Annotated in this window: 24 protein-coding genes, 2 tRNA genes and 1 riboswitch; of the genes, 11 read left to right on the top strand and 15 right to left on the bottom strand. The window is 54.3% G+C overall.

Annotated features, from left to right (window positions below; translation table 11 throughout):
* Window positions 1–6: 6 nt before the first annotated feature.
* Window positions 7–456, bottom strand: coding sequence for a GNAT family N-acetyltransferase (locus CPA50_RS08535; protein WP_096781973.1), 450 nt, complete (start codon window positions 454–456; stop codon window positions 7–9).
* 300 nt (window positions 457–756) lie between these two features.
* Here CPA50_RS08535 and CPA50_RS08530 point away from each other — a divergent pair, with 300 nt between their 5' ends.
* The gene (locus CPA50_RS08530; RefSeq protein ID WP_096781972.1) at window positions 757–1,911 is read left to right on the top strand and encodes a TAXI family TRAP transporter solute-binding subunit; all 1,155 of its coding nucleotides are present in this window, start codon (window positions 757–759) and stop codon (window positions 1,909–1,911) included.
* Between the two features lie 69 nt (window positions 1,912–1,980).
* Window positions 1,981–3,975 (top strand): TRAP transporter permease, encoded by a 1,995-nt coding sequence (locus CPA50_RS08525; protein WP_096781971.1) that lies wholly within the window; start codon window positions 1,981–1,983, stop codon window positions 3,973–3,975.
* Window positions 3,976–4,060: 85 nt separating this feature from the next.
* Here the strand turns inward: CPA50_RS08525 and CPA50_RS08520 are convergent, their stop codons facing one another.
* Together CPA50_RS08520 and CPA50_RS08515 are read right to left on the bottom strand one after the other, a co-directional pair.
* On the bottom strand, window positions 4,061–4,660 hold the full coding sequence (locus tag CPA50_RS08520) for a DUF938 domain-containing protein (protein WP_096781970.1): 600 nt from the start codon (window positions 4,658–4,660) through the stop codon (window positions 4,061–4,063).
* A gap of 48 nt (window positions 4,661–4,708) precedes the next feature.
* Complete coding sequence (locus CPA50_RS08515; RefSeq protein ID WP_096781969.1) at window positions 4,709–5,656, bottom strand: AEC family transporter; 948 nt, start codon at window positions 5,654–5,656, stop codon at window positions 4,709–4,711.
* Between the two features lie 131 nt (window positions 5,657–5,787).
* On the opposite strand from CPA50_RS08515, the gene CPA50_RS08510 reads away from it, so the two are divergent.
* Window positions 5,788–6,192 (top strand): DUF1330 domain-containing protein, encoded by a 405-nt coding sequence (locus CPA50_RS08510; protein WP_096781968.1) that lies wholly within the window; start codon window positions 5,788–5,790, stop codon window positions 6,190–6,192.
* A gap of 9 nt (window positions 6,193–6,201) precedes the next feature.
* Here CPA50_RS08510 and CPA50_RS08505 read toward each other — a convergent pair whose 3' ends face one another.
* Together CPA50_RS08505 and CPA50_RS08500 are read right to left on the bottom strand one after the other, a co-directional pair.
* The gene (locus CPA50_RS08505) at window positions 6,202–6,552 is read right to left on the bottom strand and encodes a branched-chain amino acid transporter permease (protein WP_096781967.1); all 351 of its coding nucleotides are present in this window, start codon (window positions 6,550–6,552) and stop codon (window positions 6,202–6,204) included.
* On the bottom strand, window positions 6,545–7,249 hold the full coding sequence (locus tag CPA50_RS08500) for an AzlC family ABC transporter permease (protein WP_096781966.1): 705 nt from the start codon (window positions 7,247–7,249) through the stop codon (window positions 6,545–6,547). Before CPA50_RS08500 ends, CPA50_RS08505 begins: the two co-directional genes overlap by 8 nt.
* A 120-nt stretch (window positions 7,250–7,369) precedes the next feature.
* Here CPA50_RS08500 and CPA50_RS08495 point away from each other — a divergent pair, with 120 nt between their 5' ends.
* The 4 genes from CPA50_RS08495 (at window position 7,370) to pgsA (ending at window position 10,784) form a co-directional block, all read left to right on the top strand.
* Complete coding sequence (locus CPA50_RS08495; RefSeq protein WP_096781965.1) at window positions 7,370–7,621, top strand: hypothetical protein; 252 nt, start codon at window positions 7,370–7,372, stop codon at window positions 7,619–7,621.
* A 98-nt stretch (window positions 7,622–7,719) separates the two neighbouring features.
* Entirely contained in the window at window positions 7,720–8,379 is a 660-nt protein-coding gene (gene uvrY / locus CPA50_RS08490) for a UvrY/SirA/GacA family response regulator transcription factor (protein ID WP_096781964.1), read from the top strand.
* A complete protein-coding gene (gene uvrC, locus CPA50_RS08485) occupies window positions 8,363–10,225 on the top strand; it encodes an excinuclease ABC subunit UvrC (protein WP_096781963.1) in 1,863 nt (620 codons plus the stop codon). Before uvrY ends, uvrC begins: the two co-directional genes overlap by 17 nt.
* A gap of 7 nt (window positions 10,226–10,232) precedes the next feature.
* Window positions 10,233–10,784 carry a CDP-diacylglycerol--glycerol-3-phosphate 3-phosphatidyltransferase gene (gene pgsA, locus CPA50_RS08480; protein WP_096781962.1) on the top strand — a complete coding sequence of 184 codons (552 nt, stop codon included), beginning with the start codon at window positions 10,233–10,235 and terminating at the stop codon, window positions 10,782–10,784.
* Here the strand turns inward: pgsA and CPA50_RS08475 are convergent.
* The 7 genes from CPA50_RS08475 to thiB are packed head-to-tail and all read right to left on the bottom strand — an operon-like array spanning window position 10,739 to window position 17,705.
* The gene (locus tag CPA50_RS08475; RefSeq protein WP_096781961.1) at window positions 10,739–11,407 is read right to left on the bottom strand and encodes an ABC-type transport auxiliary lipoprotein family protein; all 669 of its coding nucleotides are present in this window, start codon (window positions 11,405–11,407) and stop codon (window positions 10,739–10,741) included. The two genes, pgsA and CPA50_RS08475, sit on opposite strands and share 46 nt — an antisense overlap.
* Window positions 11,404–12,342: an MlaD family protein gene (locus CPA50_RS08470; RefSeq protein ID WP_096781960.1), complete on the bottom strand. Its 939-nt coding sequence runs from the start codon at window positions 12,340–12,342 to the stop codon at window positions 11,404–11,406. The genes CPA50_RS08475 and CPA50_RS08470 overlap by 4 nt, the downstream gene beginning before the upstream one ends.
* Before the next feature lie 6 nt (window positions 12,343–12,348).
* Window positions 12,349–13,176 carry an ABC transporter ATP-binding protein gene (locus CPA50_RS08465; protein WP_096781959.1) on the bottom strand — a complete coding sequence of 276 codons (828 nt, stop codon included), beginning with the start codon at window positions 13,174–13,176 and terminating at the stop codon, window positions 12,349–12,351.
* A gap of 3 nt (window positions 13,177–13,179) precedes the next feature.
* Window positions 13,180–14,349, bottom strand: coding sequence for an MlaE family lipid ABC transporter permease subunit (locus CPA50_RS08460; protein WP_413772146.1), 1,170 nt, complete (start codon window positions 14,347–14,349; stop codon window positions 13,180–13,182).
* A gap of 46 nt (window positions 14,350–14,395) precedes the next feature.
* Complete coding sequence (locus CPA50_RS08455; RefSeq protein WP_096781958.1) at window positions 14,396–15,010, bottom strand: ATP-binding cassette domain-containing protein; 615 nt, start codon at window positions 15,008–15,010, stop codon at window positions 14,396–14,398.
* A complete protein-coding gene (gene thiP, locus CPA50_RS08450) occupies window positions 15,003–16,679 on the bottom strand; it encodes a thiamine/thiamine pyrophosphate ABC transporter permease (RefSeq protein WP_096781957.1) in 1,677 nt (558 codons plus the stop codon). The genes CPA50_RS08455 and thiP overlap by 8 nt, the downstream gene beginning before the upstream one ends.
* Before the next feature lie 21 nt (window positions 16,680–16,700).
* Window positions 16,701–17,705 carry a thiamine ABC transporter substrate binding subunit gene (gene thiB / locus CPA50_RS08445; RefSeq protein WP_096781956.1) on the bottom strand — a complete coding sequence of 335 codons (1,005 nt, stop codon included), beginning with the start codon at window positions 17,703–17,705 and terminating at the stop codon, window positions 16,701–16,703.
* Window positions 17,706–17,772: 67 nt separating this feature from the next.
* Window positions 17,773–17,870: riboswitch (TPP riboswitch) on the bottom strand.
* A 108-nt stretch (window positions 17,871–17,978) separates the two neighbouring features.
* Between thiB and CPA50_RS08440 the strand changes: the two genes are divergently transcribed.
* Complete coding sequence (locus tag CPA50_RS08440) at window positions 17,979–19,112, top strand: metallophosphoesterase family protein (RefSeq protein WP_096781955.1); 1,134 nt, start codon at window positions 17,979–17,981, stop codon at window positions 19,110–19,112.
* Window positions 19,109–21,769: an AAA family ATPase gene (locus tag CPA50_RS08435; protein WP_096781954.1), complete on the top strand. Its 2,661-nt coding sequence runs from the start codon at window positions 19,109–19,111 to the stop codon at window positions 21,767–21,769. The genes CPA50_RS08440 and CPA50_RS08435 overlap by 4 nt, the downstream gene beginning before the upstream one ends.
* Before the next feature lie 39 nt (window positions 21,770–21,808).
* On the opposite strand, the gene CPA50_RS08430 is transcribed toward CPA50_RS08435, so the two are convergent.
* A complete protein-coding gene (locus CPA50_RS08430; RefSeq protein ID WP_096781953.1) occupies window positions 21,809–22,189 on the bottom strand; it encodes a rhodanese-like domain-containing protein in 381 nt (126 codons plus the stop codon).
* 256 nt (window positions 22,190–22,445) lie between these two features.
* Here CPA50_RS08430 and CPA50_RS08425 point away from each other — a divergent pair.
* A tRNA-Gly gene (locus CPA50_RS08425) sits at window positions 22,446–22,521 on the top strand.
* Window positions 22,522–22,584: 63 nt separating this feature from the next.
* A tRNA-Cys gene (locus CPA50_RS08420) sits at window positions 22,585–22,658 on the top strand.
* 217 nt (window positions 22,659–22,875) lie between these two features.
* On the opposite strand, the gene CPA50_RS08415 is transcribed toward CPA50_RS08420, so the two are convergent.
* Both CPA50_RS08415 and CPA50_RS08410 read right to left on the bottom strand, forming a co-directional pair.
* Window positions 22,876–24,381 (bottom strand): tripartite tricarboxylate transporter permease, encoded by a 1,506-nt coding sequence (locus CPA50_RS08415; RefSeq protein ID WP_096781952.1) that lies wholly within the window; start codon window positions 24,379–24,381, stop codon window positions 22,876–22,878.
* On the bottom strand, window positions 24,381–24,851 hold the full coding sequence (locus CPA50_RS08410) for a tripartite tricarboxylate transporter TctB family protein (RefSeq protein WP_096781951.1): 471 nt from the start codon (window positions 24,849–24,851) through the stop codon (window positions 24,381–24,383). The genes CPA50_RS08415 and CPA50_RS08410 overlap by 1 nt, the downstream gene beginning before the upstream one ends.
* Window positions 24,852–24,868 lie beyond the last annotated feature (17 nt).

The raw sequence follows: 24,868 nt of genomic DNA, 5'->3' as shown, positions 1-24,868 counted from the left end.
TTCCGGTTAGTCGGTCATCCTGGATTCCATCAGATAATGGTTTTCCAGTTTTTCGATCTCACGAAACCCCATCCGCTCATACAACCGCTTTGCCTTCTGGTTTGCATGTAATACCTGAAGGCAAAGTGGTACGCATCTTGACCGGGCATTTGTGAGCAGATTTTGAAGAAGTATCGTCCCTAAGCCTCGCCCTTGATAGCCGGGATCAATCTGGATCTCGTGCAGCCAGTCGCAATCATCCAACTGCTCTGAAATCAGAACGCCGATCCGGCCCGTTTCTGTTTCAATAATCCGGGCTTGCCGTGGTTGCGCCCACTTGGCGAAAAACATCTCTCGCTGGAAGGCTTCGTCCCAGTTTCCGAATTGGCGAACCACAACCTCAAGGAACGACGCCTTGTTCAGCTCGTAAAGCCACTCCATATCGTCGGGTTCTACTTTTCTGAAAGAGTGGTTCATCTGAATTATGCCGTTTTAGCCAGGGGTTCCTCTGGGAAAAGCCTCAATGATTGAGGGCTGGCCGGTTAGTGTACGTTGATCTCTCATGCAAAATGAACCTTACCTTTTTCCTGCCTGCCTCACTTTCAATATGTAAGGGGCCAGTTCCGCAGTTTGTCATGATTTTGATAGAAAAATTATTTAGTGTTTTGAAATTGACATGTTGTCGAATATTCATTTAGAGTCGATTGTACAAATAAAACAGCATTCCGCACAGCGGAAATCGCGCCGCATATAAAAACTAACAAAAGGATGACGAAAATGTTTAGCCCCAAAAGAAGACTGCTCGCCCTGGCTATGGCTATGACTCCAGTGATGGCCTTTGGCGCAGATGGTGTTGAACTGCCCAAAACCCTGGGCATAACTGCTTATGGAACCAGCTCGGCCGGGTACAGCCAGATGGTATCTATTGGTAATCTGCTCCAGAACGAATACGGCGTATCTCTCAGGATTTTGCCCGGAGAGAATGACGTATCCCGTATGACGCCCCTGAAAATGGACCGTGTTCCTGTGTGTGCCTGTGGTATTGCAGCTTTTTACGGTGCCGAGGGCGTACTTTTGTTTGCGGATAAGAGTTGGGGCCCCCAGCCCATCCGGGTGGTCACTACGTCAATTGCCAACTTCGGTCTCAGTATTGCTGTCGCCGGGGATATTGGCGCTAAAACGCCCTATGACCTTAAAGGCAAGCGCGTATCCTATCTGCGTGGCGATGATGCGAATAATCTTGGGACCGAAGCCATGCTCGCGTTCGGTGACCTGACCTGGGATGACGTTGAGCGCGTTGACTTCCCGGGTTACGGCCGTTCATTTGAAGGGGTTATCGCCGGCCAGAGCGATACCGCTTTCACCGTGAGTGTTGCCGGAGGGCCTCAGCAGCTTGCCGCCAGTCCCCGGGGTATCAGCTGGTTGACCCTGGACCCGGAAGACACCGAGGGCTGGGCCCGGCTTAAAAAGGTTGCACCTTATTTCCAGCCGCACGAGGTTACGCTGGGCGCCGGAATCGACAAGAATGATCCCTGGGTTGGCGCCAGCTACCCGTACCCTATCGTTGTTGCAAATGCCGACACAGACAAAACGCTGGTAAAGAGCCTGGTAAAAGTCTTTACCGAAGATTATGACAAGTACAAAGATGCGGCGCCCGGAAACGCAGGTTATGCGCTCGACAAACAGAACATGCAGTGGGTAGTTCCGTTCCACGATGCTGTCGTTGAGTACTACAAGGAAATTGGTCACTGGACTGATGCCATGCAGCAGCACCAGGACATGCTGGTACTTCGGCAGGAGACCCTGCTGGGTGCATGGGATGAGTTTATGTCCGGCGACACTCCTGAGTCGGAAGATGAATTCCGCGCGGCATGGATGAAGGCGAGAGCTGCAGCTTTGGAAGCAGAGGGAATGAACCCAATTTTTATCTGATTTCCTAATCATCCCGGGCGGGAGGTGTGCTCACCTCTCGCCTGAATCGCTGACTGGAGTTTCTGCATTATGACGCAAACGCCTGAAATCGATCTGGACAGTGAAGCTGTGTCCGGTATCCGGCATTTGGTGGGGGGGTGGTTGTGGGTTCCCCGCCTTTTCACCCTGGTCCTGACCTTACTTACAATCGACTACCTTTTTAACCTGCAGTTGATAAATCTGGTGACTCAGGTCGAAAGCCAGTTTTTCTATACGGTTGTGGCACTTATGCTGCCCCTGGTTTTTATTCTGTGGCCAATGAACCGTTATTCCACCAGAAGCAAAGTGCCGTGGTATGACGTTCTGTTCTTTTTTGCTTCGGCAGCAATTTGTGGATTTTTTGTATTTAACGCGGAACAGATTCTCGATCGCGGGTGGGAGTATGACGCCCCTCAGTATGCAGTCGTCATGAGCTTTCTGCTGTGGATCACGGTTGTGGAAGCGACCCGGCGAGCAGGTGGACTCCCCATAGCCATTATTGTCGCTGTAGCCAGTGTGTATCCTATTTTTGCCGATGTGGTGCCGGGACCTATCCAGGGATTCCCGTCGACGCCGGAACAGACGGCGATCTACCTTTCTATGAGCCGTGAAGGGATAATGGGTATACCTCTTCAGGCGTTTGCGAATCTCGTTATCGGATTTTTGCTATTCGGTGTTGCGCTGCAGAAAACCGGTGGCGGCAGATTTTTTATTAACCTTGCATTTGCCTTGTTAGGGCATGTTCGGGGCGGACCAGCCAAAGTTGCGGTTTTTTCAAGCGGTTTGATGGGCTCAATGAGCGGAAGCGTCATTACAAATGTGATGACAACCGGAGTTATGTCTATTCCGGCTATGCGTCGGGTTGGCTTCAGCAAGTCATATGCTGCGGGGGTAGAGGCGTGTGCATCGACCGGTGGGGTGCTTATGCCGCCGGTAATGGGTGCGACGGCTTTCATAATGGCTGCATTCCTGAATATTCCCTACGGAACTATTGCCCTGGCGGCAGTTGTTCCCTCAGTGCTCTATTTCCTCGGGTTGTTTATCCAGATTGATGCCTATGCTGCCAGACATGATCTGAAAGGGCTGCCCGTAGAGGATTTGCCGTCTATACGGGATACGCTCAAGGAAGGCTGGTACTTTATCTTTGTATTTGCTTTGCTGATCTGGATGCTGTTTTTTCTGCGACAGGAAGCGACGGCACCTTTCTATGCCACAGCCCTTTTGCTGATTATCAATCAGGTGCTGCCAACACAGCGTTGGGGGTTTCAGGAAGTAAAAGACTTCTTCTCTGATGCCGGTAAGCTGTTTGCTGAGCTTATCGCTATTCTGGCGGGTGTCGGGTTGCTTGTGGGGGCTCTGTCGGTTACCGGTTTGTCGGGCACTATCGCCAATGATCTGATTTACCTGGCTGGCGGCGACACATTGGTGCTGCTTTTGATGGGAGCCCTGACCAGTTTCATTCTCGGAATAGGGATGACAGTGACCGCCGCATATATTTTCCTGGCCGTTGCGCTTGCGCCAGCCCTGATAAACGGCGGTGGCATGGACCCTCTGGCGGTTCATCTGTTCATCCTGTACTGGGGTATGCTCAGCTTCATTACCCCTCCGGTTGCCTTGGGTGCATTTGCCGCTGCGACCGTTGCCGGTGCCCGGCCGATGGAAACCGGCTTTCAGGCGATGAAACTGGGTAGTGTTATCTATTTTATCCCTTTCCTGTTCGTGCTGAATCCGGCGCTTATTTTCCAGGGTAGCTGGGATGAAGTTCTCATCGTCATAATGCAGGCTCTGGCAGGAGTCGTATTGATTGCGGGGTCCATACAGGGTTGGTTGCTGGGTGTCGGTAACCTGGCCCGTGGTGGTGTTCTTCAATGGCCTGTGAGGCTTTCGTTAATTCTTGGTGGCCTTTTGTTAGCCATTCCGGGCGGTGGCCCTGTGCCTTTGACGAACCTGCAGTTATCGTTGGCAAGTGCCGCTCTGATACTTCCTGCCCTGGCGCTGGTGAAAGTCAGTCAGCGCCGATACCGACTGGTTTCGGTTAGCAGCTGAAAACAGATAAACTCCCTGGACTTCCGGAGACCGGCGCTTGCACAGCGCCGGTCTCCGGCATTAATCAGGGAAGGGCATTTGTGGCTTACCGATGACGGGTCCAGATCAGCAGGCGATTATTGGCCGGCATATCAATATCCGACTCCAGAAACATTCCGCTTTCACCGCTGACCCTTTCAAGTTCTGTCATATCGCGAATTCCCATAGAGGGATTGCACTGCTTCAGATATGTATCAAACTTCTCATTGCTTGAGCTGGTAAATCTGCCGTTGTAACGGAATGGCCCATACAGGCAGAAAACCTCACCTTTTTTCAGTTTGGCAGCCACCTTGCGGATCATGGATTCAACTTCTGGCCACGACATGATGTGTGCAGTGTTGGCAGAGAATACACCGTTGACAGGCGGCAGTTGCCAGTCTTCAGCAGAAACATCCAGAGCCAGTGGCTTGTTTATGTTTGGCAGGCAGGCCTCTGCCAGCCAGGGCTCGCACAACTGGTAGTTGTCCGGGTGGTCACTTGGCTGCCAGGTCAGGTGAGGGAGGTTGCCTGCAAAATGGACAGCGTGCTGCCCGGTTCCTGTTCCTATCTCCAGAATGGTTCCGGAGCCACTGAATACTGAGACGAGCTTTTCGAGTATGGCCTGTTTGTTGTTCTCGCAGGCCTGAGAAAAGGGTTTGCTGTCCAATTTACATGCCCCTGACCGTCCGCTGGACGTTCGTATGTGAATGTGTGTTTATATCAGCCCGGCACCCCTCAGGACAAATACACCCAGGGTTATGGTAACGCTGGCCATCAGTGTTGTTATCGCAATAATGTTGGCTGCCAGCCGGTCGTTTCCGCCAAGGGCTTTGGCCATGACAAAACTGGCCGCGGCGGTAGGGCTTGCGAAGAATAGAAACAGCAGGCCGAGTTCGGGGCCGGAAAAGCCTGTTGCCCATGCTGCGCCGGTACACAATGCAGGCAAAAATACCATCTTCATGAGGGCCGAGCTGAGTGCTGTAGAACTGTCACTGCGCAGGGCACTGAATGAAACCGTTGCACCTATGCAAAGCAATGCCAGCGGCAGGGTAAGGGAGGCAAAGTAATCGCCGCTGGTCATTACCCAGTCTGGCAGTTCCAGGTTGAGCCATGCAACGGGAATAGCTGCAAAAACTGAAAGTATCAGAGGGTTGCGAAGTATATCTCGACCAATTCTCTGCCACTCAGGGGATTGCCCAGGCTGGTAGGCTGCAAGCACAATAACTGAAAGTGCGTTGTAAGACAGGATGACGACACCCAACAGGATACCGCCTGCGGAGAGCCCGAAATCTCCATACATATTTGCGGCCAGTGCCAGCCCTACAATGCCGCAATTGCCACGGAAGGCTCCCTGCACGTAGACGCCGCGGTCTTCACGGGCAACGCGCCAGCGCGCCCACAACCAGGCCAGAGCGAAACTGCCAAGAGTCGCAACGAAGTAAAAAGTCAGCAGGTTGAAGTTAAGCGAAGTATCAAGGTCAGCTTTCACAATGCTCAGAAAAACCAGCGTTGGCAGTGTGGCTTTGAAAACCAGTGCTGAGGCCGTGTGAACAAACACATCATCGATCCAGCCTACCCGTTGCAGCCCAAGCCCGATAAATACCATGGCAAAAACCGGGAGTGTAGTTTCGAGTGTTTGTTGGAAAAGGCTGATCAGGTCCATTCAGTGAGGCCAGTTGGAAGATGAGTGGGGTCTATATGATAGATCTGACCGAAAGGTAATGAAATCAATTATGGTAAGCCATATGGGGTGAGATATAGTATTGCGCAACTCACCAGAATAAAAGGGCCAGCATGAACGCCGTAAATCCCGCGCCGGAACAGCTGAAAAAGGTTCTCGCAGACACTCCGAAAGACCATCCCGTGGTGATGCTTAACCTGTTACGGTTCCGCGACATAGCAAACTATGACGATGAATCCGGAGAGCGAAGCGGCCGCGAAGCCTATCAATTATATATGCGCGAGGCAGCTGCGTGTGTCAGTGCCGTGGGCGCCGAAGTTATCTGGTCTGGTCGTAGTGTCGGTTCACTTATCGCGCCGCCAGACGAGTCCTGGGATCAGGTGCTGCTTGTACGGTATCCGTCAATCGATGCATTTGTGGCGATGATTGAAAGCTCTGAGTACAAGGGCGTGGTGAAGCACCGCAGGGCAGCTCTGAGCGATTCCAGACTGGTTGCCAGCCTGGAAGGACGGCACTGAGGCAAAGCCTCAGCTAACGAATAACGATTCCAGCATGCCGGTCTGGCGGATCAGCATGTACGCTGCTGTGCCTGCTGCAATCGATAGCAGGGCATTGCGACGCCACAGGTGAATAACAACCACAATTGCGCCTGCAAGAACCGCATCAAGCCCGGGCACCGTCGCTGACCAGTTTCCTGAACGTTGCAAAAAGACTGTTGCCAGCAAAGCCATAACCGCTGCTGGTAAATAGCGCCCCAGATGTTTGATCAGCGGGTGCTCGGTATGACGCTCAAAAAACAGAAAAGGTATTATTCTGGTCGCAAAGGTAGCCGCTGCAGCAACTGCGATAAACGCAACGAGATAGGTGGTTTCAGACATGCCTGCTGCTCTCCGTAACGGATCGGGCCTGCAGGATGCGGTACTGAAGCAGAAGCACACAGGTAACTATAGCGATTGCGCCAATCAGCTGATGGGCCGGAGGCAGCAGTATCATGGCGATCCCTGCGGCCGCAGCGCCAGCCCATACAGGAAAGGCTTCCCCGAGAGCTTTGAGCTGTTCTATGGTCAGTACGATAAATAGGGCTACGAGAGCAAACTCGATGCCAGTGCTGTCGAAGGCTACATTGCGCCCCAGAAGTGCTCCCAGAGTGCAGCCAATCACCCAGTAAACCTGATTGAATGCTGTGATGCGGAAATCAATATCCAGTTCGTGAAGAGCGTCCCGGGAGCGGGGTCTGCTGGTAAGCAGTGAGTAGGTCTCGTCAGTCAGCCCGAAAATCAGGTATAGCTTGCGCCATCCGGCTCCCCGGAATTGCCCGAGTAACGAAAGGCCGTAGAACAGGTGACGGGCATTAAGTACGAACATGGCAATGAATACTTCCAGCAGGCCTGCGCTCACTGCCAGAAGACTGACGGCCAGAATCTGGCCAGCACCGGCATAAATAACCACCCCCATAAGCGGAGCGGCCCACCATGCGTAATCAAGCTGGGTTGTGAACAGCACCCCGAAAGCCATACCGAGCGGGAGGTAACCGAACAGGATGGGCAGTGTAAGGCGAAAAACGGACGAGTTCATTAGCATCCAAACGGTCTGAAAACGGGGGATGATAGAGAATCGCTACGGATTTTGAAAGTGGGTGAGGCTTCTCCTGGGCATGCATAATCCTTAAGATGGAGCCCATCAACAGGAGATTGTATGAACGATGAAGCCGCGTATCAGGCGCAGCCCGACCCACGTCAGGAAAAGTTTATTGTGGACAGGGAGTTGCTGACGGAAGATCAGCTTAATGGCCTGGCAGAAGAGTACTGCACCCGCTACCACGGGCTGAATGATACCGAAAACCCGATGGGCGAGCTGAGCCGTGTTCTGAATGCAATCAGTCGCGGCGACCTGGTTGTCTGGTTTGATCCGGTGGAAAATTCAGCTGGGCTTGGCGCGCCGGAATGAATGGCTGACCTCCCGGTGTATTTTGGTTTGCCCTACCCGGGGGTGTCTGTAAACGGTACAATTGCGCTGGTTTTCGAAAGCAGTGTGCGAGGTGGATTTTGATCAGGGTACTGGTTGTAGATGACCATGAGCTGGTTCGTTCCGGGATAACCCGGATGCTCGCGGACAACCCCGATATTGATGTTATTGGTCAGTCTTCATCCGGGGAAGACGCGATAGAGTTTGTACGCAAGGACCGCCCCGATATCGTGCTGATGGATATCCGGATGCCGGGCATTGGTGGCCTCGAAGCTACCCGCCGTATCCTCAGAATCGACGATACAATCCGTGTGATTGTGGTAACCGCCTGCGCCGACGATCCTTATCCGGCCAGGGTTATGCAGAGCGGCGCTACCGCCTACATTACCAAGGGTGCGGATATCCGGGAAATGGTTCGTGCCATCCGTATGGCGCACTCCGGACAGCGTTACATCAGCCCGGAAATTGCCCAGAAAATGGCACTCAAGCAGTTGGGCGGAGACAAGGATGACGAGGGTGAATTATCCTTGTTTGATCGTCTTTCTGAGCGGGAGATGCAGATAGCCATGATGGTGGTGGACTGCCAGAAAGTGCAGGATATTTCTGACAAGCTTTGCCTCAGCCCGAAAACTGTAAACAGCTATCGTTATCGGATTTTTGAAAAGCTGGAGATCTCCAGCGACGTTGAGTTGGCTCTGATGGCAGTGCGACTTGGGTTACTCGATGCCCACAAGATCTGATGCTCCCACTGTAAGCAGCGGAGAGTTCGACAGCAAACACTTCCTGAAACAACTGACGGAACGGCCCGGCGTCTACCGCATGTACGATGAAGGTGGCGCCGTGCTGTATGTCGGCAAAGCCGGCAATCTGAAAAAACGCGTCAGCAGCTATTTCCGAAAAACCGGCCTGGCTCCGAAAACCGAAGCTCTGGTTGCGAAGATCGCCTCCATTGAAGTGACCATCACCGGAAGTGAGACGGAAGCGCTTCTGCTCGAACAGAACCTGATCAAGTCTCTGCGGCCGCCATACAATATCCTGCTCCGGGATGATAAGTCCTATCCTTATATTTATCTTTCTTCCCACAGCGATTATCCCTCGCTGACCTTTCGGCGTGGTCGTACCAAAAAAGGGGGAGGCACCTGGTACGGGCCCTTTCCCAGCTCGGGTGCCGTTAAGGAAAGCCTTAATGTTTTACAAAAGGTATTCCGTATAAGGTCTTGTAGTGAAAGTTATTTCAGGAATAGAAATCGCCCCTGTCTGCAGTATCAGATCAATCGTTGCACGGCGCCTTGCGTGGGATACATTTCGCCTGAGGACTACCTTCAGGATATCCGCCACGCCACCATGTTCCTGGAAGGCAAGAACCCCGTCATCATTCGTGACCTGATGGATGAGATGGAGTCGGCTGCCAAAAAGCTGGAATTTGAAAAAGCCGCCACCTGCCGTGATCAGATTAACCATCTGCGCCATGTGCAGGAGCAGCAGTCGGTAGACGGGGAGGGTGGTGATGCCGATGTTATTGCCATCGCACAGGATGCCGGCGTTGTATGTGTTGTGGTTATCATCGTGCGCGGGGGCAGGGTTCTGGGTACCAAGGATTACTTTCCCCGTTACTCTCTTGAACAGTCCGAGGGAGAACTGCTCAGTGCATTTCTGGGGCAATACTATTTTGGCGGTAGTGCCCGGCGCGAGATTCCGAGAGATGTATTGGTTCCGGTTGATGTTGACGGCCAGGAACTCCTTGCTCAGGCGCTTTCCGATGCCGCGAATCGCGAAACCCGCATAAGGGGAAATGTCCGCGGTGAGCGCCGCCGCTGGCTGGAGCTGGCGATGACGAATGCCCGGCAGACATTGCTGACTCATCTCGCCAGCAAGGAGACGGTCTATCGCCGTTTACTGGCCCTGCGTGACATGCTGGAGCTTACAGATACCCCTTCACGGATGGAATGTTTCGATATCAGTCACAGTCACGGTGAAAATACCGTCGCATCCTGCGTCGTTTTCGATGAGAATGGTCCTCTGAAAAGTGATTACCGGCTGTATAACATCGAAGGTGTGACTGCCGGAGACGATTATGGCGCCATGCGCCAGGTATTGACGCGTCGCTACCGCCGCATGGTTGCGGGTGAGGGCAAGCGCCCGGACCTTGTCTTCATTGACGGCGGTAAGGGCCAGTTGAGCATTGCGCGGGAAGTGTTTGATGAACTTGGGGTTTCTGATATACCGCTGATCGGGGTTGCCAAGGGTGTAACCCGGCGCGCAGGCATGGAACAGTTGATTGATGCCATGACGGGTGACGTGTTCCGGGTGCCGGCTGATTCGCCGGCGCTGCACCTGATCCAGCACATAAGGGATGAGTCCCATCGCTTTGCTATTACCGGACACCGTAAGGGGCGCGACAAAAAACGTCGTCAGTCTACTCTGGAAGGCATTGAAGGGGTCGGCCCCAAACGCCGCCGGGAGCTGATCCGGTATTTCGGTGGCATACAGGAACTACGCAAAGCCAGCATTGATGAGATGACCAAGGTACAGGGCATCAGCAAATCACTGGCTGAAAACTTATATGCAGCATTGCACGACGAGTAATAACCGTATGACTTTACCCAACCTGCTCACACTCTCCCGCATTCTCATGATTCCGGTTTTTGTGGTGGTGTTTTATCTCCCCGTGCAGTGGAGTTATATGGCGAGTGCGGCGATTTTCGGCGTTGCGGCTGCTACCGACTGGCTGGACGGATATCTTGCCCGTAAGCTGGACCAGAGCACGCCTTTTGGTGCGTTTCTTGACCCGGTTGCCGACAAGCTGATGGTGGCAGTAGCTCTGGCGCTGCTGATTCAGGAATATTCGGCTATTCTGCTTACCATTCCCGCTACGGTGATTATCGGCCGGGAGATTGTGATCTCTGCATTGCGGGAATGGATGGCTGAGATAGGCAGTCGCGCAAGCGTTGCTGTCTCCTACATCGGCAAGGTTAAAACCACAGCACAAATGGCCTCTATCGTTGGCCTTCTGGCCTTTCCTCCGGGGCAGCTGCTGTCAGAGCTTTCCGTGGTTCTGTTGTACATTGCTGCGTTCCTGACACTCTGGTCCATGGGGCTTTACATCAAGGCAGCCTGGCCGGATCTGTTTCCGGAAAACGACTGAGCCGGGCCGGCTTCACAGGCCTTTGCCCAGCCAATAACGCCCTCTGCCAGCTTTTCTCCTGCATTGCCGAATGCCTGGATAATGGAATCTATGCTGTTGTCTTTCGCCAGGGCAGAGACGGTGAAACTCCTGGAGCAGAGTGTTGTTCTTGAACGATTAGTGATCAGTTGAGCATAGATGGCGATGGTGGCCCGGGTGCCATCACCGTGGCTGAGAGTGTGGAATGCCGTAATCTCTGTAGCCAGAGTAAGATCTGCATTGCCCGGCCCCGTATCCATGATCACATCATCAAAGCCCGCGGTGGCCCTGAATGCGCCCGTCAGCATATCCCTGAGGATAACTGGCGTTGTATCCCTCCACCTTACTCCGCTATAGACACGGAACTCCCAGGGCTCAGGCTTGGCCAGAATCCGTTTGCTATTGAAAGGTTCTGAAGCCGAAGGTGTATCAATGCGCAGGCTCTGGGACCGGGCAATATCACTTATTTTCAGGCCTTCTGGTACGGGAAAATCCATTACCCTTGGAGCTTCCTTTGAAGGAAAAACCGTACAGCCTGTCATCATTCCCGAAAGAATCAGTGCGGCACCCAGGGAGCTGAACGTCTTGGCAGTTATCCTGTTCACTGAGATACCTCCTTCATTGTGGGACCGCCCCACAGGGTGCCGCTCGGGTCCTGTTCCAGGCGACGGGTAAACTGGTTCAGATTCCTGAGAGTATTGCGCAGTTCCCTCAGAGCCGGCGCCAGTTCGCCCATACCCTGAAGACCTGAATCAAGGGCGCCTTCATTCTCCCGGGTTAACTGATCAATACGGGCCGCCGTGTCCTGAAAGCTTGCCATGGCCGTATTCATGTTGGTGAGCACGGATTTCCCTTCGGTCTGGAGCAGGGCATTGGCGCTGTCAGAGACTGCAGACACTTTGGATGCCGCTTCTGCAGCTCGCTTACCTGCATCGTCGATTCGCTCAAGCATGGCTGTAAGCTGGTCGCGACTGCCGAGCAGGGAGTCGCTCGCTTCCCGGGCGTTGCGGAGAAGCGCTGTCAGGTTTGCGGTGTTTTCCTCTGACAGCAGTTGGTTGGCACTGATGAGCAGGGTTTCCGCTTTGGTCAGCAGTGCTTCACCATTGGTCAGGAGGCTGTTAAATGCCGAAGGTTCCGCCGCTATCTTTGCAGGGTTATCCCGGGTTCCTTTAAGTATCGGGCTGTCTTTGCTACCACCGCTGAACTGAACGCTCATGCTGCCGGTAATATTGGCCAGCACCATCCCGGCCCTGGTGTTTTTCCTTACAGGTACGTCTTCTTCCACACGCACCAACACACGTACATGGCCAGGGTTGCTATGATCCAGATTGAGTTCAAGCACGCTACCTACTTCGACGCCACTGTATAGAACCGGGTTCCCCTTAACGAGGCCGCTTACAGCATGATCAAACTCGATTTCATAGTAGGCCCATTCACGATCTGCAGATGACTTGGCCAGCCATAGTGCAAATAACAGTGCTGAGGCCACTGCAATAAGCGTAAAGAGCCCGATGATCAGATGATGTGCCTTTGGTTCCATAAGCTCCTACTCCCGTATCCGGCCCGGTTCCCGGGCCCGGAATGCGTAACTGGCAGCCCGGCCCCGGGGGCCCTGAAAGTATTCCTGAATCCACGGGTCGTCTGTTGTTGCAACCGTCTCAATGCGGTCTGCGACCAGAACTTTTTTACTGGACAGAACGGCGACACGGTCACAGGTTGTGTACAGGGTGTCCAGGTCATGAGTGACCAGAAAAACGGTCAGGCCCAGCCCATCCCTGAGGGTTAGTATCAGCCTGTCAAAAGCCGCAGCTCCAATCGGATCAAGGCCGGCAGTAGGCTCATCCAGAAACAGGATCTCCGGGTCCATGGCCAGAGCTCTCGCCAGAGCGGCACGCTTGACCATACCACCGGAAAGTTCTGACGGGTACAGGAGCGCTGAATCTGCTGGCAGGCCGGTCAGTGCGAGCTTCATGCGGGCAAGTTCCTCCGCGTCTGAGCGAAGCAGGCCGCAATGCTCAATCAATGGCAGGGCAATGTTTTGCAAGAGATTCAGAGAGGTAAAAAGGGCGCCTCGCTGGAACAGAACGCCGAATCTCTGCTCGGTTTCCGAACGCTCTCTGGTGCTCAGTTCAGCCAGATCCTTTCCAAAGACAAGTATATGACCGGCGGAAGGTCTGTTAAGCCCCACAATGCTTCTCAGCAACACTGATTTTCCTGTTCCGGAGCCACCAACAACTCCCAGGATCTCGCCTCTGAAAAGATCAAGGTCGAGATTCTCGTGCACCACGTGGCTTCCAAAATGATTGAAAAGCCCTCGCACCGCGATAACGGGACCGGATTGCCTGTTGGCTGGCTGAGCCCTTGAGCCGGTCATGGTTTACCAGCCCATCTCCATAAAGAAAAGTGCAGCAACGGCATCCAGAAGAATAACGATAAAAATCGATTGCACCACGCTGGATGTTGTATGCACACCAACAGATTGAGCACTGCCGCCTACCTTGAACCCTTCCAGACACCCGATGGCGGCAATGAGGAAGGCAAAAACGGGCGCTTTCGAAATGCCTACGAGGAAGTGTTTGAGAGCTATATCCCGCTCCACAATTGCCATGAACTGGGCCGGGGAAATATCCAGTGAAAGCGCACAAACCATACCGCCGCCAACCAGGCCTGTCAGCATACCCACAAACGTAAGAATGGGAAGGCTGACCATTGTCGCGAGAACCCGCGGAATCACCAGAAGTTCAACCGGATCCAGCCCCATTGTGCGGATGGCGTCCAGCTCCTCATTGACCTTCATGGCACCGATCTGGGCAGTGAAGGCACTGGCAGTGCGGCCTGCGAGAAGAATGGCGGCGAGCAGAACGCCGAACTCCCGCAGAAAAGAAAAGGCTACAAGGTTAACGGTATAAATCGTTGCGCCGAATTCTTTCAGCACTGTGGCGCCAAGGAATGCCACCACAGCACCCACAAGGAATGTGAGGAGCGCAACAATAGGAAGGGCATTGAGCCCGATATTCTGAATGGCAGCAACAAAGGGTGTTACCCGCCAGCGGCTGGGTTTGGGCAGAATAACAAACAGTGCTGCGAGGATCTGGCCAATAAACCCTGCCAGCAAATACAGCAGATGCCATATGGCTTCCACCGTTTTGCCGGTTTCGGTCAGGAACTGAGCGACAGGGGACGGGCTTTGAGGCTCGGGGGCAGGGTTGTTCTGTATTGCATCAGCCACAGTGCGCAGAAGAGTGCTTTGCTCCCGGGGCAGAGCGCTATCCTGCTGTACCAGTGAGGTAAGAACTTCCGGGCCTACCAGTGCAATCAGAAGAGAGGCTCCTGCTGTGTCAACCCGACCCAGATCTTTGAGATCAATGTTTTCGGGGAGCCACCGTTTACCGGAATGCTCTTCAATGCTTTTTTTAAGGGACTGGTAATCGGCCAGCGTCCAGTCACCCTGAATAGCCAGTGTGCTACCGGCGCTCTTCAGCGTTCCCGGCTGGCGAAGGGTTCGGGTTGCGTCTTCATTATCAGTGGAACTGGCACGTATAGGCACGGGTGTCAGAATCCCAAGGGTTGGTTTATTTAATTAGCATAACAGCTTAAAGACTACAGACATTATCCGCCAGTATCCGGCGGTCTTCCTCATCATGGCTGGCCAGCACGATGACAGCTCCCCGGGCTTTTTGTTCCAGCAGAAGTTGCCTGAGAAGATCCCGGGCCTCGCTGTCCAGGCCTGTAAGCGGCTCGTCCAGAAGCATTATGGGCTGTGGGCGCAGGATTGCACGCAGCAGGGCAACACGTTGCCTCTGGCCGCCAGAGAGGTCTCCGGGTAAGCGTTTGCCGATGTGTTCAAGCCCGACGCGTTGCAGGCTCCGCTCTATGGCCTGCTGATTCTCCGGCGATAGTTTCAGCCCCGGGTGAATGCCCAGACCAATGTTGGCTTCAACGCTAAGGTGTTCAAACAGATTGTGTTCCTGGAACACGCTGGTCATCGGCCGTTCCCAGGGAGGCAGGTGGCGAAGGCTTTTGTTCTGCCACAGAATGTCGCCTGTCTGAGGCTCAAGGAAGCCTGCCAGAAGATTCATAAGTGTTGATTTTCCGGATCCGCTGGCCCCATGGATGGCTGTGCAGGTACCGGGGCTTGCACTGAAATTAAAGTTCCAGGGATTCACCTGGTCCGGATAGGCGAAAACCAGGTTTGTTACCTCAAGCATGTTCAGGCTCCGGTAAAATACGGGATGTGTTGTTTTTCAGACCGGCCCTGAACAGGGGAGAACCCAGACGGTTAAACAGGCTGAACAGCAAGAGCAACAGGAGTACAAGCCATAACCCGGTCCCAGCAGCTGCATCAATCCGGTAGCTGCCCAGTTGCTGGTACAGCAGAACCGGCAGGGTAGGCTGGCCCGGGCTGCCGAACAGGGCGATTACACCAAAATCACCCAATGACAAACCTGTGCCGTAAGCCATGGCGAGTGCAAGCGGCCTGCGCATTCGCGGCCAGTGCAGCCAGCGCCAGCGATACCAGCCCAGAACACCCATCTGATCGGCCTGCATCCGGCTGGCTGAATCCAGACTACCCATTGGCCCACTGAGCATCTGCAGGACAAAGGGAAGCGCCATCATCCCGTTGATCAGTGTAACCATTACAAGCCCTTCGTTTGAGCTCCCCAGGCTGGGCCGGAACAGCAAAAACAGCCCTGTACCTAACACCAGTGGTGGAATCATTAATGGCAGGCAGGCCGCGACATTGGTAAGCCGGATGACCACAGGCCTGGAGGCTGTGCCTGCGCAAGCCAGAATCAACAGAGCGGCAATCACGGACATCAGTCCTGCCGGCAAAGCAATGGCCAGGCTTCTCTGGGTGGCATCAAGTAACGCAGGGGTTAAATCCAGCCCGGGCAACCCCCTGAGTAAAATGGCGATCAGTGGCATTGTCAGAAACAGCACAAATACACTGAGGATGGCTCCGTCTCCCAGGCGCGCCCACACAGAACTGCCTGCTTTGCTCCGGTGTGAGGCAACCTGTCTGTCCGGGAGCAGCGATGAGGTGAGCCCGTGGCGGGCTGCCAGCCACCAGAGCAGCCCACAAATGACCAGTTGAACCATGGCAAGAAGAGCGGCCTGTCCGGCATCAAATTCGAAGCGCAAAGACTGGTAGATGGCAACCTCAATGGTTGTGGCTGCAGGACCTCCACCTAAAGTCATCACAATGGCAAAACTGGTAAAGCACAGAGTGAACACCAGGGCCGCGAGGCCCGGCGTGACGGGTTTGACCGCAGGCCATTCCACCGCCCGCCAGTACAGCCAGCGCCCAAGCCCGAGCTGGGCTGCAATCCGCCGTTGCGGTGCCGGTGCGCTCTCAATGGCCTGTAAAAGAATACGTGTGGCAAGGGGCGCGTTGAAAAATACGTGGGCCAGAACAATTCCGTTGATACCGTAAAGGTTCCAGGACATACCCAGCCAGTCGTTGACCAGGTCTGTAAACCACCCCTGGCGGCCATAAACGCTGACCAGACCAGAGACAGCTACGATGGACGGAAGCACAAGGCTCAGCTCCATCAGACGGAGCAAAACAGAGCGCCCGGGGAAAACAGGTTGTCTGGCCAGGATTCTGGCCAGGGGAACAGCCACAAGCAGGCTGATAGCCGTGGATAGAAACGCCTGCCACAGGGTAAAGGTAACCACTGTACGCAGGTAGCGGTTGCGCCAGAGTTCACTCAGATCTGGTAAAGAGGCTTCCAGGATGAGCGAGCCCAGGCCAGCTGTTGCCAGCAATACCAGTGCGCAGGCAATGATCAGCCCTGGCCAGAGCCGCCAGCCGGGACGGCTGAACGGTGCCCTATGGGGGAGCGCCGCCCATCGAGAGCAGGGTTGGTAATTCATTGAATTTTCCGTGCCCATTTATTAACGGGTCATGGCATCCAGCCACTCATTGAGCCACTCACGCCGGTTGTCTGTTACGGTTTTCGGGTCGAAATAGAGTGGTGCTGAAGGGTGAATCAGTTTTTCGAACACATCCGGCAATTCGCTACCCAGATCCGTAGCCGGGTACATCACGTTCTTGAGAGGAATATGACGCTGGAAACCGGCACTGAGCATGAAGTCGAGGAATTCCTGGCCCAGTTCTTTTTGCTGGGATGACTGTACCAGGGCAGCTACTTCAACCTGCAGATAGTGACCTTCCCTGAATTCAGCGGCCTGATAGCGCTCGGTTTTATCAACAGCCATGTGGTAGGCAGGAGACGTGCTGTAGGAGAGAATCATCGGCGCTTCACCGTTCATGAACAGCGAGAAATAGCCGTCACTCCAGCTTTTGGTGGTGGTGAGGATTTTACCTTTGAGTTGCTGCCACTTTTCCGCAGCCTGATCGCCATAAACGTGGCGCATCCACAGCAAGAGCCCAAGCCCGGGTGTGCTGGTTCTGGGATCCTGGATAATGATCTTCAGATCATCAGGTGCTGCGATAAGAGCTTCCAGGCTCTCAGGTGGGTTGGGTAACTGTTCGGTATCATAAACAAAAGCGAAGTAGCCCCAGTCGTATGGCACAAACACTGAGTCCTGCCAGTCGATGGGTAGGTTCAGGGCTGACAGATCGGTTTTGTGGCTGGCGAGTAAACCTGTCTGTCTCGTTGTTTCCATGGTGCCTGTGTCCAGCCCCAGCACCAGGTCTGCCTGGGTGCTTTCCCCTTCAAGGCGCAAACGCTGAAGAATGTCACCGCCGCTGTCCAGAACCACATAGTTAATCCGGCAGTTGCAGGTCTTCTCAAAAGCTTCTTTAACGGCAGGCCCGGGGCCCCATTCAGCGGCAAACGAAGGGTGGGTATAAATTGTAAGAGTTGGTACTTTCCCGGCACTGGCAGAAACAGAGGCCAGGGCGAGCAGGAGCAGCGTAAATGCCCGGATGAGCATAGTGATATAACCTCCGCAACAAACCAGAAAAATCATTGGGGGTTAACCATGCCGCGGGCCCCACCGAGGCCGGTGAGTGCTCAATCCCTTCGCCGGCATAATCCGGATCAGGTTCCGCGGGTATGGTCTCAGCCCGGCATTTGCCCGGCACCCCGTTGAGTTGCGTTGAGTGTACCATGCTCACATTGGCAGTTCTTTATGGCCGCTGCGGAAGCCTGTATTGTGCGACGAGCGTGGTGGGCCGCCACCAGACTGAAAGCGAGGAGAAAACTGGTGCCAAGATTTTTACACACAGCTGACTGGCAAATGGGCCGCACATATAGCCGGTTTGATGCCGAAGATGGTGCTGCACTCGTGGAGGCACGTTACGAGGCGATCGAACGGCTGGCCGCGTTAGCGACAAAACATCAGTGTGATGCTGTGCTGGTGGCCGGTGATGTTTTTGATGCCCAGACGGTCTCCGATCGCACCATTCGCCGTGTTTTCAATGCCACCCGAGGTTTCGCCGGGCCCTGGGTGATGCTCCCCGGCAATCACGATGCGGCGCTTGCAGAGAGTGTATGGACCCGGGCAAAGAGGATTGGTGCCGTTCCGGATAACGTCCAACTAGCGCTTGAATCCGGTGTTACCCGGTTGCAGGAGCAGGGCATTGCGGTGCTGTCCGCGCCCCTGACGCAGCGCCATACCTATGGTGACCTGACACAGCCGTTCGACGGTATGGAAACTCCTCCGTCTATGTTGCGTGTCGGGCTGGCCCACGGCAGCGTACAAGGCGTGCTGCCCGAGGATATTGATTCAACCAACCCCATTGCCCCCGGGAGAACAGAATCTGCAAGGCTGGATTACCTGGCTCTGGGCGACTGGCACGGCGTGCGGGAAATCAACGAACGCACCTGGTACAGCGGTACGCCGGAACCAGAACGCTTCCGGAATAACGACGCTGGATACGTCCTGATTGTTGATATCGAAGAGGCGGGTTCCACCCCGAAGGTTACGCGGTACGAAACCGCGCGCTATCAGTGGCATCAGTGGCGGGAAACCTTATCTGTGCCTTCTGATCTGGATCAGTTACTGGACCGGTTGAAGCATCTGCCTGAAGCGTCCGTTCTGGACCTCAAGCTTAATGGCACTCTTACTTTGGCCGGCGATCAGCAGCTGACTGATGCGCTTTCCATTGCCGAGGCCCGCTATCGCAGCGTTACCTGTGACCGCACCGGGCTGCAGCTTGAACCGACGGACGACGACATCGCCGCGTTGCATGCCGACGGTTATCTCGGCGACGTGGTTCGGGAATTACGGGAGAGCCAGCAATCGGCGGATAACACCGATGCAGCCGGGGCGGCTCGTGATGCTCTCGCCATTCTGGCAGGCCTGCTTAAGCCCATGGACGCGGAGGTGGCCCAGTGAAACTTCAGCGCATACGGGTTGAGCAGTTTCGCCAGTTCCGGCAAGGCCTTGAGCTGGATAACCTTCAGCCCGGTATCAACCTGATACATGGCCCCAACGAATCCGGCAAAAGCACCCTGGTGCGTGCAATCCGCGCCGCCTTTTTTGAGCGCTACCGGTCAAAATCTGCTGAAGACCTGGCGCCCTGGGGGGATTCCTCAGCTGCACCTACAGTTGAAATCGTATTCGAGCACAAGGGGCAGCGCTGGCAACTGGACAAGCGCTTCCTCAAACGGCACCGCTGTGATCTGCTGATAGACGGCACGTCGTTCAGTGGTGAAGAGGCTGAGGAAAAGCTTGCCGAGCTGCTGGGTTATCAATTCCCTAAAAAGGGTGCGAGCAAAGAAGAGCACTGGGGAATTCCGGGCTTGTTATGGGTAGAGCAGGGTACAGGTCAAGACATTGAAAAGTCTGTTCTGCACGCTGGCGGACACCTGAAATCTGCGCTGAACAACCTTGTAGGTGAAGTTGCCAGCAGCGGCGGTGATGAGGTTATTCAAGCCGTGGAGCAACAGCGTCAGGAGCTGCTGACAGCTACCGGGAAACCACGGGGAGACTATCTGGCCCTGGCTAACGAGCGGGAAACGCTAAAGCAGCAAGTCTCCGACCTGCAGGCCCGGGTTACACAATATCAGGTTCAGGTAGACCGCCTTGGTACTCTGGCCACTGAATACGAGCAAGCAAATCGTGAGCGCCCCTGGGAAGTAGCCCGGGCCAGCATGAAACATGCGGAAGCCAGGTTTCAGGAAATTGAAGCACTGCAGGAACAGCAAAACCGGGGGAAAGATTCCCTGAAACAGCTGCAGCAAAACCTCTCCCTGCTGCAGCAGAACCAGGCTCACTGGCAGAGTCAGAGCGAACAGCTCGACCAGCGCCACAAAAGCTATGAGAGCGCCAGAAAACAGCTTGAGCAACAAGAACTCGCCAGCCCTGATCTCGAGAAATCCGTTGCAAGTGCCCGCACTCAGTATCGCTTCGCCGAAGAAGCCTTGCAGCGGGCACGTCTCAGGGACAAACGGGTACAGCTACAGAAAGACTGCGCAAGACTGAATGCAGAACTGGCCAAGCTTATACAGAGCCAGGAGAAGGCCAGGAATATTCAGGAATCCCTGAGTGCAGCCCGCAAACAGAAACAGCAGAATCACATTGATCCCCATGCGTTACGTCAGCTCAGGCAGGACCAGCGTGAACTGGATGATCTGAATATCCGCATTCAGACCGCGGCCACCCGTGTTACCTGGAATCTGGATGCCGGCCACAGCCTGGAGCTGGATGGAGAGAGGATTGAAGGGCAGGGAGACAAACTTCTCCTGGAGCCCGGAGTTCTTGATATTCCGGGGATGGGCAATCTCGGTATCCAGCCCGGCGGCGATGATCTGGCAAGCCTTCAGCGGAAGCTCCAACGGCTGAAGCAATCCCTGTCCCAGCAGCTGGCCGCTCTCGCTGTCGGGTCCCTTGAGGCGGCAGAGGCCAGACACGGGCGACTTCAGGATGCAGAGGTACAGATCCAGCGATATGACGAGCTTCTGAACTCCCTGGCTCCCAGCGGTCGGGAGCAGCTGGATGCCATGAGAGCCGATCTGGAATCGGAACTGCTCGCCCGCACTGCAGAACTTGAAACTTTGGCTGTTACAGAGAGGGCTGACGAGGATAAGGGTGCAGATACGAAGCCTTTGAGCCTGGTGGAATCAGAGCTGAAGCAGGCGGAAGAACAACTGGCGCAAGCGGAGTCGAAAGCGAGGAGCCAGGAAACCGAATTGCTGACGGCCCGACACGCCTGTGAAGCTGCCCACCGCGAGTGGCAACGGGTGCAGAATGAATTGAGCAGCCCTGAACGCCAGCAACAGATCGAAGTACTGAACCGGGATATTGCTGCCGTTGAAAAACAACGGGCAGAGCTCGAGCTTTCCCTGAAAGAGCGAGAGGCAAAAATAGAAGAGGCTCGCCCCGAGCTTATAAGGCAGGACATAGAGCGATACCGCGCCACCGCTGAGCACCAGGAAAAAGCCCAGCAAAACCGTGCTCTCGAATTAAGTGAGATCCGGGCAAAGCTAGAAGCCTGGGGTGCCGAGGGGCTGGAAGAACAGTGCAACGAACAAAGGGCTGAACTGGAACACGTCAACCGCAGGTACCTCGAACTCGACCGCAGGGCGAAGGCGCTGGATCTGCTCCTGAATCTGCTCAAGGAAAAGCGACAGGCGCTGACCCGCCGACTACAGGCGCCGTTGCAGAAACATCTGGATCACTACCTGAGCGTATTGTTTCCGGAAGCCAATCTGGAGGTTGATGAAAACCTGATGCCCGGAAAATTCAGTCGTGGCAGTGAACTGGGCCAGATGGCAGAACTGAGCTTTGGCGCCCGGGAACAAATGGGCCTGATAAGCCGGCTGGCCTACGCCGACCTGCTGCAGGAAGCTGGCCGGCCAACGCTGATCATCCTGGATGACACTCTGGTACACAGCGATGCCGAGCGCCTGGATTCAATGAAGCGCATCCTGTTTGATGCGGCCACCCGGCATCAGATCCTGCTGCTGACCTGCCATCCCGAAAAATGGCGGGACCTGGGCGTAGAGCCCCGGGATCTAGCTGCCCTGAAATTACAGAGTACCGCCGGTTGAAAACAGGCAGTCAGGTGGCCGCCCGCTTGAGGGCGGGCTTCAGCCGAAGTCTGGCAGTTCAGGTGTAATCACTGGCTTGTTTGCCTCCTGCCATGCCTCTATTCCTCCGGCAATGGACTGTACGTGCATGTAGCCCATCTCCTTCATGGCTTTGGCTGAGAGGGCAGAGCGCCCGCTGTTCTTGCAGTAGATCACTATATTCAGGCCTCTGTCTTCCAGGGCAGGATCGTTGGTCAGTTTGAACTCAAGTATGCCTCTGGGAATATTCAGGGCACCAGGGATATGACCGGCGTGAAATTCGTCCGCTTCACGGACATCAATCAGAAGATCTGCCTGTTTAATGGCGTCCTCGGACTTCTCCAGAGGTATTTCGCGGATTTGGGCTTTGGCGGCTTCGACCATATCGTGTACATTTTTCATCGTAAGATATCCCAGTGTTTGTCGGAAAAAGCGCTTATCTCAAAGCAGGAATATATATTTTGCATAAAATTCCATCAAGGAATATCGTTATATCACGGTGATATATGCTAGCTATGACTTCGCTGAAGGTCCGTGGGGCGTACAATATTTGATCAACAATTCCCACCAAAACAAAAACTTAAAAAAAGTATTGACGAAAGAAACCTAATCCGTAGAATACGCATCCGTTGTCGGGGCATTGCTCCGGTAGCTTGAAGCGGGAATAGCTCAGTTGGTAGAGCACAACCTTGCCAAGGTTGGGGTCGCGAGTTCGAATCTCGTTTCCCGCTCCAATTTCTTCAAGTCTCTCAATGTCCACCTGAGAGCACAAAGATTCGATCCCTTCGATCTTTTCCGGCGCGGTGGCAGAGTGGTTATGCAGCGGACTGCAACTCCGTGTACGCCGGTTCGATTCCGACCCGCGCCTCCATTATTTTCTTGTCAGATCAGCAGCGCAGAATTTTCTGTGTTGGTTGAATATTCAGTCTTTCAGAACCCGAAGTGCCCCCTCCCCATGGTTTTCCCTTTACTGTGCTCGATCCAGCGCAGGGAATGACCTGAACCTCAATTGTTCAGGCCGCCTATCTCCGGCTTACACGAAACCTGATGTGGTTTGGAGTAAGCCTGGTCGTTACGTTAAAGGGGGCTTATTGATTGAGCGATAACCTGTTTTTGGTTCGGCCAGAGGCAATGCCATTGGCTGCAATCAGTCCCCAGATCAGGGCGGCTGCAACGGCTAGCGTTATGGCTATGGGCCGATCAACAAATGCAGTCAAGTCCCCGTTGGCCTTGATTATCGAGCGCATGAAGTTGCTTTCGATGATTGGCCCAAGAATCACTGCAAGTATCAAGGGGCCAACCGGAAAGTCATTTTCCGCCATTACAAAGCCTAGTAATCCGAAAGCCAGCATAATCCAGATGTCGAACATGGAATTATTGGCCGCAAAAGCACCTACCATGCAGAATATTAGGATCAGAGGGAAGAGCACTCCCGATGGAATTGAGAGTATGTGCCGTGCTCCTTTAATGGCTAAAAAGCCAAGAGGTAACAGCAGTAAATTGGCAAGAATAAAAACGAGAAGGATCGCATTAACCAGTGGAGCTTCGCTAACAAAAACATCAGGCCCTGGGGTAATGCCTTTCGTCATTAAAACGCCAATGATGATTGCTGTAATGGCGTCACCCGGAATGCCAAAAACCAATGCAGGGATGTAGGCGCCGGATAGTGATGCGTTGTTGGCGGAACTTGCGGATACCAGCCCTTCAGGGTGCCCGGTACCAAATTTTTCAGGCGTACGCGAAAACTTTCGTGCTATGGCGTAACTGACCCATGAGGCGATGTCTGCGCCTGCCCCGGGCAGGGCGCCTATCAGGGTTCCCAGCACTCCGCTTCGTGCCACACCAAACTTATATTTCCAGAGTAATGATCCAATACCTGCAAAAGGTCTTTTGACGCGAGTCTGTACTTGCAGATGGGGTTTCTTGCTTTCTGGCATCCTTCGGATGAGCTCCGAAATAGCAAACAGGCCGATCAGTACTGGCAAAATAGAGATGCCTGCGAGTAGTTCATAGTTGCCCAGCGTGAACCGTGCCTGTCCTGAGACGCTGTCCATGCCAACCATAGAGATAGCCAGGCCAACAAGCATTGATATCGCGCCTTTTAGCCGGTCTCCTCCCGAAACCAGAATGGCACATGAAAGTCCCAGTAGCGCGAGCCAGAAATACTCATCGCTTGTGAATTTGATCGCAAAATCAGCGATAAGGGGAGCAAGCATAGCCAGACATACCACGCCAATGATGCCGCCAATCATGGAGCAAACGATGTTGAGGCCTAGTGCAACACCAATCTTGCCTTGTTTGCCCATAAGGTATGCTTCGTCGGTGTAAACTGCAGATGCGGGTGTGCCAGGCATGCGAAGCAGTGCGCCCGGCAGATCTCCCGCCACTATAGCCATCGCTGTGGCTGAAACGATCGCAGCAATTGCAGGTAGAGGCTCCATAAAAAAAGTGACCGGAACCAAAAGTGCTGTTGCCATAGTGGCGGTGAGGCCCGGGATTGCACCCATGAATAGCCCAAAGACTGATGCTGCCAGGATAATCAGCATCACATTCCATGTGAATACGAGTGAAGCTGCTGTCAGAAAACTATCCATCAGTAGACCACCTTTTCCAGAATACCCAGTTCGAGCGGCACCTGGAGAAGGCGACCGAAAACAGCCCAGATGACAGCTGTTGAGGCTGCTGCTGTGCACACGGCCAGCGTCCAGCTTTGACGATAAAAGCCGTATAGCAGCAGGCTCAGCAGTAAAGTCGAGACGACAGGGAAGCCAAGGGTTGGAACCAGCAATATATACGTAACAATTGCTGAAACAATTCCTAGCAGGGTTAGGTAAAAGCGCTTGATAGGGACTTCGTTGACCCATACCATCAGGGGCGCGTCGCTGCTGAACCCCCGCACAGTCAATAGCCCGCCAAAGGCTATTAATAGCCCGCCAATAACTACAGGGAAAGTTCCTGCTCCGTAGTCCTGTTGCGGTAGGTTGGCCAACCCCCTGGAGTTGGTTATCACCAAAACCCCGAATGTCACTGTCACCAGCCCTGTGATCTTGTCATTACTGCGCATATGGCTGCCCTCTGGGT

Source organism: Marinobacter sp. ANT_B65, from assembly GCF_002407605.1.
Lineage (GTDB): Bacteria > Pseudomonadota > Gammaproteobacteria > Pseudomonadales > Oleiphilaceae > Marinobacter.
This window is presented reverse-complemented; position numbering and strand designations above follow the sequence as displayed.

What these genes read in the sequence shown, in the direction of transcription:
- CPA50_RS08510 (WP_096781968.1), top strand. Translation starts at nt 5,788, where the DNA reads ATGAACGCCGTAAATCCCGCGCCGGAACAGCTGAAAAAGGTTCTCGCA.
- CPA50_RS08415 (WP_096781952.1), bottom strand. Translation starts at nt 24,381, where the DNA reads ATGGATAGTTTTCTGACAGCAGCTTCACTCGTATTCACATGGAATGTG.
- pgsA (WP_096781962.1), top strand. Translation starts at nt 10,233, where the DNA reads ATGACTTTACCCAACCTGCTCACACTCTCCCGCATTCTCATGATTCCG.
- thiB (WP_096781956.1), bottom strand. Translation starts at nt 17,705, where the DNA reads ATGCTCATCCGGGCATTTACGCTGCTCCTGCTCGCCCTGGCCTCTGTT.
- CPA50_RS08470 (WP_096781960.1), bottom strand. Translation starts at nt 12,342, where the DNA reads ATGGAACCAAAGGCACATCATCTGATCATCGGGCTCTTTACGCTTATT.
- thiP (WP_096781957.1), bottom strand. Translation starts at nt 16,679, where the DNA reads ATGAATTACCAACCCTGCTCTCGATGGGCGGCGCTCCCCCATAGGGCA.
- CPA50_RS08465 (WP_096781959.1), bottom strand. Translation starts at nt 13,176, where the DNA reads ATGACCGGCTCAAGGGCTCAGCCAGCCAACAGGCAATCCGGTCCCGTT.
- CPA50_RS08530 (WP_096781972.1), top strand. Translation starts at nt 757, where the DNA reads ATGTTTAGCCCCAAAAGAAGACTGCTCGCCCTGGCTATGGCTATGACT.
- CPA50_RS08430 (WP_096781953.1), bottom strand. Translation starts at nt 22,189, where the DNA reads ATGAAAAATGTACACGATATGGTCGAAGCCGCCAAAGCCCAAATCCGC.
- CPA50_RS08410 (WP_096781951.1), bottom strand. Translation starts at nt 24,851, where the DNA reads ATGCGCAGTAATGACAAGATCACAGGGCTGGTGACAGTGACATTCGGG.
- CPA50_RS08515 (WP_096781969.1), bottom strand. Translation starts at nt 5,656, where the DNA reads ATGGACCTGATCAGCCTTTTCCAACAAACACTCGAAACTACACTCCCG.
- CPA50_RS08500 (WP_096781966.1), bottom strand. Translation starts at nt 7,249, where the DNA reads ATGAACTCGTCCGTTTTTCGCCTTACACTGCCCATCCTGTTCGGTTAC.
- uvrC (WP_096781963.1), top strand. Translation starts at nt 8,363, where the DNA reads ATGCCCACAAGATCTGATGCTCCCACTGTAAGCAGCGGAGAGTTCGAC.
- CPA50_RS08535 (WP_096781973.1), bottom strand. Translation starts at nt 456, where the DNA reads ATGAACCACTCTTTCAGAAAAGTAGAACCCGACGATATGGAGTGGCTT.
- CPA50_RS08455 (WP_096781958.1), bottom strand. Translation starts at nt 15,010, where the DNA reads ATGCTTGAGGTAACAAACCTGGTTTTCGCCTATCCGGACCAGGTGAAT.
- CPA50_RS08525 (WP_096781971.1), top strand. Translation starts at nt 1,981, where the DNA reads ATGACGCAAACGCCTGAAATCGATCTGGACAGTGAAGCTGTGTCCGGT.
- CPA50_RS08505 (WP_096781967.1), bottom strand. Translation starts at nt 6,552, where the DNA reads ATGTCTGAAACCACCTATCTCGTTGCGTTTATCGCAGTTGCTGCAGCG.
- CPA50_RS08495 (WP_096781965.1), top strand. Translation starts at nt 7,370, where the DNA reads ATGAACGATGAAGCCGCGTATCAGGCGCAGCCCGACCCACGTCAGGAA.